This is a genomic window from Actinocrispum sp. NPDC049592, from assembly GCF_040675465.1.
Classification (GTDB): Bacteria; Actinomycetota; Actinomycetes; order Mycobacteriales; family Pseudonocardiaceae; genus Kibdelosporangium.
In genome coordinates this window covers 83615-96062 of record NZ_JBFAPA010000006.1, presented here as the reverse complement: position 1 = coordinate 96062, position 12448 = coordinate 83615, and the positions used below count along the sequence as shown (strand labels likewise).

11 protein-coding genes are annotated in these 12448 nt (G+C 69.3%); 5 read left to right on the top strand and 6 right to left on the bottom strand.

Annotation, left to right across the window (positions count from 1 at the left end; all coding sequences use genetic code 11):
- Positions 1-48: 48 nt before the first annotated feature.
- Complete coding sequence (locus AB0J95_RS17305) at positions 49-900, bottom strand: hypothetical protein (RefSeq protein WP_364758130.1); 852 nt, start codon at positions 898-900, stop codon at positions 49-51.
- Between the two features lie 123 nt (positions 901-1023).
- On the opposite strand from AB0J95_RS17305, the gene AB0J95_RS17300 reads away from it, so the two are divergent.
- Both AB0J95_RS17300 and AB0J95_RS17295 read left to right on the top strand, forming a co-directional pair.
- Positions 1024-1842, top strand: a complete 819-nt coding sequence (locus tag AB0J95_RS17300) for an acetylxylan esterase (RefSeq protein WP_364758129.1) — start codon at positions 1024-1026, stop codon at positions 1840-1842.
- Between the two features lie 46 nt (positions 1843-1888).
- Positions 1889-2998, top strand: coding sequence for a hypothetical protein (locus AB0J95_RS17295; RefSeq protein ID WP_364758127.1), 1110 nt, complete (start codon positions 1889-1891; stop codon positions 2996-2998).
- On the opposite strand, the gene AB0J95_RS17290 is transcribed toward AB0J95_RS17295, so the two are convergent.
- From AB0J95_RS17290 to AB0J95_RS17280, 3 genes are all read right to left on the bottom strand, one after another.
- Positions 2995-3816 carry an SAM-dependent methyltransferase gene (locus tag AB0J95_RS17290; protein WP_364758125.1) on the bottom strand — a complete coding sequence of 274 codons (822 nt, stop codon included), beginning with the start codon at positions 3814-3816 and terminating at the stop codon, positions 2995-2997. The two genes, AB0J95_RS17295 and AB0J95_RS17290, sit on opposite strands and share 4 nt — an antisense overlap.
- 119 nt (positions 3817-3935) lie before the next feature.
- A complete protein-coding gene (locus tag AB0J95_RS17285; RefSeq protein WP_364758123.1) occupies positions 3936-4595 on the bottom strand; it encodes a response regulator transcription factor in 660 nt (219 codons plus the stop codon).
- Positions 4586-5821, bottom strand: a complete 1236-nt coding sequence (locus AB0J95_RS17280; RefSeq protein ID WP_364758121.1) for a sensor domain-containing protein — start codon at positions 5819-5821, stop codon at positions 4586-4588. Before AB0J95_RS17280 ends, AB0J95_RS17285 begins: the two co-directional genes overlap by 10 nt.
- A gap of 123 nt (positions 5822-5944) precedes the next feature.
- Between AB0J95_RS17280 and AB0J95_RS17275 the strand changes: the two genes are divergently transcribed.
- Genes AB0J95_RS17275 through AB0J95_RS17265 form a run of 3 tightly spaced genes read left to right on the top strand, consistent with a single transcriptional unit; the run spans position 5945 to position 9274 of the window.
- Positions 5945-6157 (top strand): hypothetical protein, encoded by a 213-nt coding sequence (locus AB0J95_RS17275; protein ID WP_364758120.1) that lies wholly within the window; start codon positions 5945-5947, stop codon positions 6155-6157.
- A 38-nt stretch (positions 6158-6195) separates the two neighbouring features.
- Entirely contained in the window at positions 6196-6903 is a 708-nt protein-coding gene (locus tag AB0J95_RS17270; protein ID WP_364758791.1) for an ABC transporter ATP-binding protein, read from the top strand.
- Between the two features lie 4 nt (positions 6904-6907).
- On the top strand, positions 6908-9274 hold the full coding sequence (locus tag AB0J95_RS17265; RefSeq protein ID WP_364758118.1) for an FtsX-like permease family protein: 2367 nt from the start codon (positions 6908-6910) through the stop codon (positions 9272-9274).
- Positions 9275-9639: 365 nt separating this feature from the next.
- On the opposite strand, the gene AB0J95_RS17260 is transcribed toward AB0J95_RS17265, so the two are convergent.
- Together AB0J95_RS17260 and AB0J95_RS17255 are read right to left on the bottom strand one after the other, a co-directional pair.
- Positions 9640-9762, bottom strand: a complete 123-nt coding sequence (locus AB0J95_RS17260) for a hypothetical protein (protein ID WP_364758117.1) — start codon at positions 9760-9762, stop codon at positions 9640-9642.
- Between the two features lie 1524 nt (positions 9763-11286).
- A complete protein-coding gene (locus AB0J95_RS17255) occupies positions 11287-12327 on the bottom strand; it encodes a ferritin-like protein (protein ID WP_364758115.1) in 1041 nt (346 codons plus the stop codon).
- Between the last annotated feature and the right edge of the window lie 121 nt (positions 12328-12448).

Here is a 12448-nt window from a genome sequence, read left to right as displayed (position 1 = left end):
CGTTCGTCCGGGGTGTGTTCCCCGTTCGTCCCCGCCGGACGGGCAGGGTCAGGCCGGTTTGGCGGTGAGCCAGGGCATGAGTTCGGTGGCGAGGGCCTGGCTGAACGGGCGGGCGAGGGTGCGCAGTTCGGCGCAGGCGTCCTCGCCGAGGTGGGTGTAGGGGGCGGTGGCGTTGTGGTCGGTGGTGCTTTCCACGTCGGCGCGGCGGGCTTCGCCGGCGGAAGTGAACGTGGGAGTGGGGTCGTCGGTGAGCCAGCCGCGTTCCCGGAGGCCGTCGATGGCCTGCTGCCACTCGGGTTCCGGCCAGCCGCGGGTGGTCCGCAGTGTCTCGGCGCCGACGGCACCGGAGGCGGCGTGCGTGATCAGGGCCTCGATCCCGCTGAGGCCCGCGCTGAGCAGGGCGGCGACGTGCGCATCGCCCCGGTACTCGCGCAGCAGGGTCTGGGCGTGCCACAACACGAGGTGCGGTTCGGTAGGCCACGGGAGCGAGGCGTGCGCGGCATAGAGCGGACGGCCGGTGACGTCATCCGTGATCGCCTCGGCGGCGTTGCGCAGCAGCGTCGCGGCCCGCGCCATCTCGGGCGACTCGATGGCATCACCGAGGATCCGCCGGAGGGTCCGGTCGACGCTCTCGTACCGCGCCGCCAGCACGCGAGCGGGGTCGGTGATCGACCAAGCGCCGTCCATCGAGGAGTGCACCAAGGCGGGGTTGAAGTTGTAGAACATGGCCACCACGACGTTGGCGGGCACAGCGCCCATCGCCGCCGAGCGGGACGCGAAGTAGCCGGCACGGCCGCGTAACCCCAGGTCCTCGTAGGCCTTGGCGGCCTCGGGGGAGAAGTAGATCATCCCGTGGTACGCCTCGAGCGCCCGCCAGGTCTTCCGCGCCATGTCGATCATGAGCCCCAACCTACAACAGCCCTTGTGGGCAGTTCCTACTGTCCATCCCTGTGCACCGGTGGTGACGCAGTGCATGCCAAACGTGGTGGATCATGACGTCGGGTCCGAAAGAGAGGAGACGTCGTGCGGCGGTTGACGGCGCTGGCCGGGTTGGTGGCGGTGATGTTCGGGGCGGTGGGGGTGCCGTCGGCGGGCGCGGCGTCGAGTTGCCCATCGGTCAACGGCAACTGGGCCGGACCTGGGCCGTTCGCGGTCACGCAGGAGTCCAACGGCGCGGGCACCACGATCTTCCGGCCGGTGAACCTCGGCAGCCTGGGCTGCGGTACGCATCCGGTCATCCTGTGGGGCAACGGAACTCTGGCCACCCCGACGAGTTATGCCGTTCTGTTGAACCATTTCGCGTCGCACGGGTTCATCGTCGCGGCGTCCGATGGGCAGTCGGCCGACCCGAAACCCATGCTGGCCGGCCTGGACAACCTGACCCGCCAGAACAGCACCGAGGGCAGCGTCTACGCGGGCAAGGTCGACCTGGAGCACGTCGGAGCCAGCGGCCATTCGCTGGGCGGCGGCCAGGCGGTCGGCACCGGCGCGGATTCCCGAGTCGACACCGTGGCGCCGATGTTCGGCGGCCCGTTCAACGACCCGGGCAAACTGCATGGCCCGGCGCTGTTCACCGCGGGGGAGAAGGACATCGTCGTCTGGCCGTCGGTGGTCAAGGGACAGTACGAGAAGGCGAGCCAGGTTCCGGCCATTTACGCCGAACTGCGCGGCGCGGGACATTTCGAGGTCAGCGACAGCGGTCTGCGTGGACCGGTCACCGCATGGTTCCGCTACCAGCTGATGGGCGACCCCCAAGCCCGTGACCTGTTCTTCGGCCCGGACTGCGAGTACTGCACGTCGCCGGTCTGGACAGCCTTCGTCCGTAATTCCAAGGCGAGTTGACCGAATCCCCAGCGAACCTTTCACCGCGGCTGGCATGATCCCCGCCATGCTGGAGGGGCCACCGAACGAAGAGCAGAGCGAAGTCCGGCAGCCGCGCCGATGGCTGCGGTGGGCGATGCCGATCGGCGCCGGTGTGCTGGTGGCCGGGGCGGTCGGCGGGATCGTGCTGGCACAGCAGCCATCGGATGCGCCGTCGGGGGCCACCGGTCCCAAGCAGGCGTGGAAGCCGCGGTTCATGGTCACCGCGAGCAGATCCGGTGGCGCGTCGTGGTTCGACATCTTCGACACCACGAAAACCGGGCAGCAGGACCCGATCGCCTCGGTCGAGCCGCCGTCGCCCACTGCTGGCAGCGTCGCCAGCATCGTCGGCGGGCCGGGCCGGACGTTCGTTGTCGCGGCTGTGAAGACCAAGCCGTGCGAGACGGAGTTGTACCAGTTCACGTTGACCGATGACGGGCACGCCAAGAACATCGCGCCGGTCACCGGCGGAACCGTTCCAGCGCTGGCGGCGGGCCTGGCCATCAGCCCCGACGGTCGCCGGATCGCTTACGCGACAGCGCCTTGCGGCGAGAAGGAGGCAGACTCTCCCGCGCTGGCAACACCTACCACGATGGCGGTGCTCGACTCCGTCACGGGCAAGCGGCGGACCTGGACGATGACCAAGCCGATGATCCTCGGCGAGCTGGTCTGGGCCAGCGACAACCACACCCTCGGCTACACCACGGGCGAGTTCACCCAGCCGACCAACGGGTCGCGCAAGGTCACCGTGGGGAAGGTGCAGTCCCGGGCCTTGGACGTCGACGCCGAGGGCTCGGACCTGCTGTCCGGCCGTGTCCTGTTCGACTCGGCCGCCGAGGACGGCAGGCTGACCATGGCGGTGATGAACCCGGACGGCCGGACCGGTTTCGGCATGCTGCAGAAGAAGCAACCGCCGAGCATCCTCATGTTCAGCTACGCCGAGGGACAGCCGATGAAGGTCACCTCGACCGTCCCCGCCGAGCCGAACGGCACTGTGCCGATGATCTCCATCGCCACCAATGGCGGTCCCCGCTACGCGTGCCTGAGCGGCCTCGACGCGTTCGGCCGGGAGAGCAACGGCGAGCTGCGCGACCGCGCCATGGACCGGTGCTCGACCGCCTACGAAACGCCGAGCTAGGGCTTGCGGCCGACGGCGCCGAGCGCAAGGCGCTGGACCGGGTCCTGACCGGCCAGCCGCGGCCCGTCCGGCCACCAGTCGGACACCGCGACCAGCCCGGGATCGACCAGCTCCAGCCCGTCGAGGAACGACTCGATCTGCGACCGGCTACGGAAGTACCCCAGGCCGACGTCGCTGTTCAGGTACACCTCGCGCAGTTCCCGCGGGAACGACCCGTCCTCCGGGTCATAGCCGTGGCCGAGCACGACATAAGACCCAGAAGGGATCCGGTCGATGTACCCGGCGATGATCTCCGCCGGGTCGCGGGCGTCGCTGACGTACTGCACGCTGCCGACGTGGAACACGGCGACCGGCTCGTTCAGGTCGATGCATTTGCGCACCGTGGGGTCGTCGAAGACCTGGTCGGGGCAGCGGAAGTCGGCGTGCACGAAGTGGGTCCGGTCGTTCTCCGCCAGCAGCGCGCGGCCGTGCGCCAGCACGACCGGGTCCGTGGCGGTGTACACGACCGTGGCCTCGCGGTTCTCCCGCTGGGCCACCTCGTGGACGTTCTCGTTGTTGGGCATGCCCGGCGCGCAGTCCAGGAACTGGCGGACACCCGCGGCACCGGCCAGGAACCGCGTCACCCGGCCGACGAACGACCGCACGTCCCTGGCCAGGTCGCCCATGGCGGGCGCGCGGGCCAGCAGCTGGTCGCGCACGTCCCGGTCGACCTGGTAGTTGTCCTTGCCGCCGAGCAGGGCGTTGAAGATGCGCGCGACATGGGGCCGGTTCGTGTCGAAGGCGGACGACCGGTTCTCGTCCTCCTGCGTATCCGACACCTTGGGCCACCTGAACATTCGCGCGTTGAACTACCCCGACGCAGCTCAGGGTATTGGATCACGCCGTGCCGCGGTACCCAGCCCCACCTGTGACTTTCGGTAGTCGACGAAGCACGGTGCTAGGACCGGCGCCGGGCGTCGTCGAGGTAGTGCAGGACCGCGGTGACGCGGCGGTCGGTGCGGTCGGTGGGGGCGAGGTCGAGCTTGGCGAAGATGCTGCGGATGTGTTTGTGCACGGCGCCTTCGGTGACGACCATGCGTTCGGCGATGGCCGTGTTGCCCAGGCCCTCGGCCATCAGGGACAGGACATCGCGTTCCCGCGGGCTCAGCCGCTCCAGCCTGGTGTCCGGGCGGGTGCGGGTCAGCAGCTGTGACACCACGTCGGGGTCGATCGCGGTGCCGCCGCCGGCGACCCGGTGCAGCGCGGTGAGGAACTCCTCGACCCGGCCGACGCGCTCCTTGAGCAGGTAGCCGAGTTTCGCGGAGCCGTTGGCGAGCAGGTCGGTGGCGAAGGCCTGTTCCACGTAGGCCGACAGGACCAGGACGGCGAGATCCGGCTGCCGCCGCCGCGCCTCGACGGCCGCGGTGATGCCCTCGCTGGTGTGCGTCGGCGGCATGCGAACGTCCACAATGGCCACATCGGGCCGGTGTTCGTCCACCGCGGCAAGGAAATCGTCCGGGTTGCCGGTGACGGCGACGACGTCGAGCGACTCGGCGCGCAGCAGCAGGGCGAGGCCCTGGCGCAGCAACGGGTCGTCCTCGGCGATCACTATCCGCATGGCAGGGTCACCCTCACGGTTGTCGGGCCGCCCGGTGGGCTGTTCAGGGTGAACTCACCGTCGTGCGCCTCGACCCGGCGGCGGATGCCGTCGATCCCGGATCCTTCGCGCTCGTCCGCACCGCCGCGGCCGTCGTCCCTGATGGTCACGAACAGCCGGGTGCGGTGGCGGAAAAGCTGGACGACGGCGCTCCGCGCCTGGCTGTGCTTGGCGACGTTGGTCAGCGTCTCGGCGACGACGAAGTATGCCGTCGCCTCAACGGATGTGGCACACCGGCCGTCCAGTTGGGCGTCCACCATGCAGGGCACCGGGCACGCGGCGGCCAGCGCGCTGAGCGCGTCGGGCAGGCTGCGCTCGATCAGCACCGGCGGCAGGATGCTGCGGACGACCGCACGCAGCTCGGCGAGCGCCTGTTCGGTGGCGTCCTGCGCCCGGACGAGCACGTCGTCGACGTTCGGCGAGTTGCGGGCCAGCGCCCGGCGGGCCGCGCCCAGCAGGACGTTGACGGCCACGAGCCGGTTCTGCGTCCCGTCGTGCAGGGACCGCTCGATCCGCCGCAGCTCCGCGGTGTGCGCGTCCAGTGCGGCGGCCCGGGTCGCGGTCAGCTCCGCGATCCGCAGGTGGAGGTCGGCGTATTCCGCGTCCAGCAACTTGCGGCCGTAGCGTTCCTGCAGCCGGGCCATCCCCGGGATGAGCAGGGCGCTCAGCACGAGGAACACCAGTCCCTCGCCGGTGACGGCGAACGCGCCGGCCCAGTCGTGCGCGGTCCACAGGGACAGCTGGCCGGTGGCCTCGGACTCCGGCAGCAGCCGCCAGTACAGCGGGAACACGATGTCCCGCACCGCGCCAAGGGGCAGGGCCAGCCCCATCAGCCCGAGGACGAACCCGGCCGAGCCGTGACAGCCCACCCACGCCAGCTCCCGCAGCACATCGCGGTCCCGGACGGCCTGGATCAGGCTGTCCGGCAACCGCACCGGCGAGGCGAGGTCCTCGTCCGGCCGCCACCGTGACAGCCGCGACCGTTCCCGCTGGGTGATCGCCCGCACCACGCGCAGGGTGAACGGGGCGATGAGCAGACCGACGCCGATCACGCAGGCCGCCGCGGTGATCAGCACGCCGAACATCGCCGCGAACGCCAGTACGGCGGTGCCGAGCCCGCCGACCAGGTGCTCGAGACCGTCCAACGCGTTGCGCGCGATCACGCCCAGCTTGCGGGCCACCGGCATGCGTCACCTCCTCGGCCCCGAAGACTAGCGGCTGGGCGGCCAGAGCGAAGTACAGCCTGCTATACCTCAACTGTGCGGCTGGCGGGATCGTCCACAAGCGCCGGTCTCCGTAGTTTTTGCCGCATGGACATCAAAGAAGTCACCAGCGCGAACATCAGCACCAGCCCGGACTGGCGGAGCAAGCGCCCACTGCTGTGGGTGGTGCTCGCGCTCAGCGGGGCCGCGAACGTCGTCACCTCCTCCTTAAGCGTCAACGTTTTCATCAGCGTGGCGTTCGGCCTGGTCACGCTGGCGTGCGGGATCGCATTGGCCGTCGACCACTACCGGCACCGGTGAGCGTCGTCCGTCCACAGCGGACGAACCAGCTGCCCGCCGTGGCGCTGTCGCATGTCACCAAGGTCTATCCCGGTGGTGTGCGGGCGCTCGACGACGTGTCCCTGGCGGTGCCGCGCGGCACGTTCCTCGCGGTGATGGGGCCGTCGGGGTCGGGCAAGAGCACGCTGATGCACTGCGCCGCCGGGCTGGACACACCGACCAGCGGCAGCGCGGTGATCGACGGCACGGACATCGGCTCGCTCAACGAGACCCGGCGCACGCAGCTGCGGCGGCAGCGGATCGGGTTCGTCTTCCAGTCCTACAACCTGGTGGGGTCGCTGAGCATCATGGACAACATCACGCTGCCGCTGCGGCTGGCAGGCGTGGCGCCCGACCAGGCCTGGCTGCGGACCCTGGTCGAGCGGGTCGGGCTGACCGGCAGGCTGGGCAGGCGCCCGGCGGAGCTGTCCGGCGGCCAGCAGCAACGGGTCGCCATCGCCCGGGCCCTGGTGACCCGGCCCGCCGTGGTGTTCGCCGACGAGCCGACCGGCGCGCTGGACCTGCGCACCGCCCGCGAGGTGCTGGACCTGTTGCGTGCCTTGGTCGACGGCCTCGGTCAGACGGTCGTGATGGTCACGCACGACGCGGCCGCCGCGGCGCGCGCCGACCTCGCCCTGCTGATGACCGACGGGCGGATCGTCGACACCCTCGTCACCCCCACCGCCGACGTGCTGGCCCAGCGCGTCACCACCCTGGAAACGGAGTAACCCGATGCTGCGCCTCGCGCTGCACACCGCCCGCTACCGCGTCGCGGCCCTGCTGGCCATCGGTTTCGCGACGCTCGGGGGCGCCGCCATGGTCACCGGGATCGGTGTGCTGGCCGAGACCGGGCTGCGGTCGCACGCCCCGGTCGGCCGCCTGGCCGGGGCGGCCGTGGTCGTCTCGGCGCCGCAAACGTTCCAGCCGGAGGAGGACCTGCCGCTGGCCCTGCCCGAACGGGCCCGGCTGTCGGCGGATCTCGTCGCGCGGGTCCGTGGCCTGCCCGGTGTCACGGCCGCGGCCGGTGACTACACCTTCCCGGCCGCGGTCGGTTCCGGACCGGAGGGCACCGGCCATGGCTGGGCCTCGCTGGGCCTGGCCGGAGCGGGACCGGGGCCGGCGGAGATCGCCGTGGGAGAAGGGACGGCCCGGCCGGGCGACCAGGTGTCCGTGACGGCGGCGGGACAGCGCGGGACGTACCGCGTCTCGGCTGTCGTCGCCGGACCGGGGATCTACTTCAACGACGCCACGGCCGCTCGGCTGGCCGGGCACGGCCAGGTCGACCTGATCGCGGTGCGCACGGCGCCCGGTGCCGAGGAGGCGGTGGCCGATGCGGTGCGCGGGCTGGATCCTGGGCTGGTCGTGTCCACCGGCGCGGAGCGGGGGGACGCCGAGGATCTCGGTGCGGCGGCCTCACGGCGGTTGCTGCCGTTGCTCGCGGGCTCGCTGGCGGGGGTGACGTTGCTGGTCATCGGGTTCATCGTGGGTGGCGCGCTCGCGGTGTCGGTGGCCGCGCAACGACGGGAACTGGCGTTGATGCGGGCCGTCGGGGCCACGCCACGGCAGATCCGCCGGCTCGCTGCCGGTCAGGCGACTGTTGTCGCCGCGGTTGCGATGGTGCCTGGTGTCGTCGCCGGGTATCTGCTGGCGGAGCAGTTCCGCGGGTTGCTGGTGTCGACCGGTCTGCTGCCGTCGGTGCTCCCGTTGATCGTCAGCCCGCTTCCGGCGATCGCGACTCTGCTCCTGATGTTCGCGGTCGTGCAGGTGGCCGGGCGTTGTGCCGCCTGGCGGATCTCGCACCTGCCCGCCACCGAGGCGGTCGCCGAGTCGCGCAGCGAACCCCGGAACCCGTCGCCGACCAGGACGTGGGCCGGGCTGGCGTTGCTGGTCATGGCGAACGCGGTCGCGATCATGCCGTTGCTGCGGCAGACCCAGGACGGTGCCGCGGTCACCGCGCTGGCCGGGATTCTCGCGGCGATCGGGCTGGGGCTGGCCGGTCCGGCGTTGATCAAGAAGGTCAGTGGCGCGCTGGCCCGCCGGCTGCCGTCCCGGGCGTCCGCTGCGACGTGGCTGGCGGTGGCGAACAGCCACGGCTACGCGCTTCGGTTCGCCGGTGCGGTGACCACGTTGGCGATGGTCGTGGTCTTCACGATCACCTACACGTTCACGCAGACCACTGTGCTCGCAGCGAGTTCCGAGTCGATGTTCCGGGCCGATGCGTCCGTCACCGCGGGCGGCGGTCTGCCCGGTGACGCGCTCGCGGCCGTCCAGCACACTCCCGGCGTCCTTGCCGCGGCGCCGGTTTCGGCCACGACGGTTCTGTTGGGCTCCAAGAACATCGACAGCTTCTCGGCGCTCATCCTGACACCCGCGGCGTCGGCCATCACGGCCCTGGATGTCCACAGTGGATCCTTGGCGGACCTCACCGGCGACACGGTCGCGGCCGACAGCGACTATTCGGTGGGCGAGTCCGTTCCGTTGATTCTCGGCGACGGCGCCCATGTCACCGCCCGGGTTGTGGCCACCTATGCGTCCAACCTGGCCGCCGGCCCGGTGATTCTGTCTCGCGACTTGGCTTTGCGGCACACCACCGCCGCGCTCGACCAGAGCATCCTGGTGCGCACCGACGGCACCAGCGCGGCTCGTGACACCCTCGCAGCGACCCAACCGCACCTCACTTTCGGTCCGGCACCGAGTCCCACCGCCAAGGCGGCCCCGGAGCTGTGGATCAACGTCGCCGTTCTCGCCGTCCTGATCGGCTATCTCCTGCTCGGCATGGCCAACAAACTCGTGGCCGCCACCACCCAGCGCCGCACCGAGCTGGCCACCCTCAGGCTGTCCGGCGCGACCCGCAAACAACTACGCGCAATGATCCGACGCGAGGCCGCGTTGATGTCCGCCCTCGCGGTCCTCAGCGGAACCGTCTTATCCGTGATCCCGATCGTCCTGCTCTCCATAGGTTTCCTCGGCCGCCCCTACCCATCCGGCCCACCCTGGCTGGTCCCCGCCGTCGCCCTCGTCGTCATCACCCTCACCTTCCTCGCCACCGAACTCCCCGCCCGCCAAGCCCTCCGAACCCACATCCCCCGCGAAACCTAACCCCACCCACACGGCCACACCCCCTTGCTATTGCGCCGGTTGATACAACACTCGACCTCGTGTGCTTGTAGATCACGGGATCGAGCGCCGGTGGGCCGTCTGCCTTGGCGACCGCGCCGCCGCCGGGTGTCCTGCCTAACCATTTGGTTGCCGGGAGAGTGACCTTGCTCCCTTGCCGCCGCAAGCATTCGCGGTTGGTCCGCGAGCTGGAGACGCATCAACACACTGCTGGCACCCGGAAAGGGAATGCCGCCCGGCACCAAGGCCATCACTGCCAACGGGGAAGGGCCCGGCCGCTCACACCGCTATTGCCCACAACACCGGTTCACATCGCTCGACCCACACCGCTCTGCTCCAGCACGGCATCAGCCAAGGATCACCATGGCGACCGTCCACCGGTCTTCGACCACCGGCAGCACAACCAGAGCAACGCGGGTCGAGCGATGTTCAACCGGCTCAAGCAGTTCCGCGACCTGACCACCCGCCATGCCAACCAGCCACCTCCTTCCAAGCCGAACTCACCACGTCGATCACACCGTGAGAAGCCAAGCCCTGGATGGTCCCAGAAAGTCTTTGGCGTTGCTATGACCTTCCGACGGACCGATCTTGCCGCCGGAACCCATTCGAATAGTGATCACCAACGAGCCCGAGCGTGTTGGCGCTGGAGCGGTCGGAGCCGACGACGCGGAACTCGTCGCTCGCGGTCGAGCCGTCACCACCGCTGGCGGCGACGCGTCAGGCTCAGTGGCTGCGGTAACGGTCGGCTGTGAGGCGGATACTGCTGATGAGCTAGCTGTGGTGGTCACCGTCGATTGTGGTGCCCCGGGTACTGTAGTTGGAGCTGCCTGGTCCGAGCCGGTAATCGTTCAACCATGGACAAGAACCCGTCGAGGTTGGCGGCACCGACCACAACAGCGGTGACGAATGCTGCCACCGCCCCTTTTTTTTCCGTACCTGGCCCAACGACTGGTACCTTCGGTCATAAGGCTTTACGTCTCCTCGCCGCGTCTTTGGACGATCCGTCCTGCACAGGCGGCCACCATCGTTCATTCACTTCCGACACGATGCCGTCTGGGTGACGTGAAGTGCTTGTGTAGCTTGCCGACGTGGGTTGCCCAGAAGAGCTGACGGTCTGACCTCGCGCTGGGGATAGCGAACCCTTTGTGCCTGGCCAGGGTGTAGAAGCCGGGGGCTTGCTTCCGGCATTCGCGTGACGGCTGGTTCAAGGGGCATCGATCGCCTCGGCAGGCAGCGCGATCCTCCGAAGCCCCAACGTGGAGCGGGGTTCACCGCATCCCTGCCGAACCGCGGCAGACGAGCGCGTTCCGTATCAGCACGAGGTGCTCTCGGACACCCGACGGGGTGCTCTGAGCCGCTCAGCTGGTCAAACGTGGCGGCACTGCAACGCCACAACACCCACCCGGAAGATCGGGTGATAGTGATCGACCCGGATATCGACGCGCTCAAGGAAACCTCGCGTCGCCAGTGGCTCGGATCGTCCAACAGGCCAGCCAGCGCACGCACGATCACGTGTTCCTTCAAACATCATCTGGCCAGCTGTGACCCTCTGTGGTGTGTTCCTGAGCGATTCCGGCGGCTTGCCGTGGCGGCACACCTGGCGGACAAGCACTTTCAACACAGCCTTCGGCGGCAACCTGGATCCGCCGAACAGACCAGTAATCTTCCGAAAGGCCACTAGCCGACTGGGTGATGTCCGGCAGGTCATCGAAGCCAAAGCACGACGGCGGTGATGTGGCATGGCGCCGCCTTTGAGACCAAAGACGCGTTCTTCATCACGCTGAGCGTCCGTACCGACGAACACCAGGACAGGCTCGGCACCGACAACCCACTACTGGCCGAAGTCCGCGCAATCCTCATGGCACCGGGTTCACGTCGAGGCAGCTCACCTACCTGTCGATCGCGGTCGCGTCACCGGAGATCATCGACCGCGACTTCGCGGCGCGGTGGGCCGCGATCGTCCTCAGTGGACTCCCCATCGCCCCAGTGGGTGTCTATGAGCGCTGGTCTGGGGGGATGTATTCGAAGGGTGGGCCGGCGGTGGTGGTTCCGTCGCCGGTGGGCATCTTCATCAGGGCCTGGGCCTGTGCCTTCAGCGCGTACATCTGGCCGACGGTGCCGCCGAGCTGGGTCGGGTTGCCGTTGAAGGTCTCCTCCAGCAGGTACAGCAGCAGGCAGTAGCTGTTGTTGAACTCCTCCATCGCGGCGCGGATCGGGCTGCCCTCCGGGTAGTCCGCCGTCCTGGGGTTGTGGCGCATGGGGGCCACCGCGTCGAAGTCGACGGCGATCTGCTCACCGGTCGGCCCGGACTGCGGGGTGTCGCCGGGCTGGTGGCGGCGGCCGTGCTTGAGTTCCTTGAAGCGGTAGTAGTGCGCCACCGCGTCGTGGTCGGGGTGGAAGACGTCGCGGTCGCCGTCCCACACGTCGGTCACCGCCGCGCCCTCGCCCTGCTCGATGATCTCGGCCAGGGCGGCCAGCGCGGACTTCAGGTCGCGGACGGGAATGCCCTTGCCGCCGCCGTTGTGCATGTGGATCTCGCCGAGCTGCCGCGCCGGGTCGCCGGTGAACAGCTTTTCCTCACCGAGCTTGTCGGCCAGCGTGATGAAGCCGTCCTTGATGGCCGCGTAGAACTGCCCGATCGTCTTGTACCCGTCCGCCTCGGGCGGCGCGCCGGCCGACTCCGGCTTCTCGATGCGCAGGAACAGCTCCAGCGCGTCCGGGCCGAACGGGAGCAGGTTGATGTGCAGCGACTTGTCACCGTGGGGCAGCGGGTGCGGGTAGGCGGGCAGCAGCTCCGGGCTGTCGACCTTCGGTGTTCCACCCACGGCGTTGAGCAGGTTCGCGGCCAGGGCCAGGTGCAGCATCTCCTCGGCGAACACGCTGCCGACCACCTGGATGGCTTCGGCGTTGCGGCCGGGATCCAGCGAGTACAGCGCGCACAGGTACGGCGGGATCGTCGAATGTTCGAGCTCGATCGCCCACTGCAGGTGGCGGCGAAGATCGTCCACCGTGTCGATGGCACGGCTGGTGTCCATCGTGGAACCTCGTCTCGGCAGTCCTCGGTCAGGTCGCCAGCAAGGACAACTCAGCACCGGCGTTTGTGACAGCGGTCGACGGGCACCCCTGTCACAGCCGGGACCTCCGCATGGTCCTTTC

Excerpts from the sequence above, each read along its gene's own strand:
- AB0J95_RS17305 (WP_364758130.1), bottom strand. The coding sequence starts at position 900 with ATGATCGACATGGCGCGGAAGACCTGGCGGGCGCTCGAGGCGTACCAC.
- AB0J95_RS17295 (WP_364758127.1), top strand. The coding sequence starts at position 1,889 with ATGCTGGAGGGGCCACCGAACGAAGAGCAGAGCGAAGTCCGGCAGCCG.
- AB0J95_RS17285 (WP_364758123.1), bottom strand. The coding sequence starts at position 4,595 with ATGCGGATAGTGATCGCCGAGGACGACCCGTTGCTGCGCCAGGGCCTC.
- AB0J95_RS17280 (WP_364758121.1), bottom strand. The coding sequence starts at position 5,821 with ATGCCGGTGGCCCGCAAGCTGGGCGTGATCGCGCGCAACGCGTTGGAC.
- AB0J95_RS17275 (WP_364758120.1), top strand. The coding sequence starts at position 5,945 with ATGGACATCAAAGAAGTCACCAGCGCGAACATCAGCACCAGCCCGGAC.
- AB0J95_RS17265 (WP_364758118.1), top strand. The coding sequence starts at position 6,908 with ATGCTGCGCCTCGCGCTGCACACCGCCCGCTACCGCGTCGCGGCCCTG.
- AB0J95_RS17260 (WP_364758117.1), bottom strand. The coding sequence starts at position 9,762 with ATGGCGGGTGGTCAGGTCGCGGAACTGCTTGAGCCGGTTGAACATCGC.
- AB0J95_RS17255 (WP_364758115.1), bottom strand. The coding sequence starts at position 12,327 with ATGGACACCAGCCGTGCCATCGACACGGTGGACGATCTTCGCCGCCAC.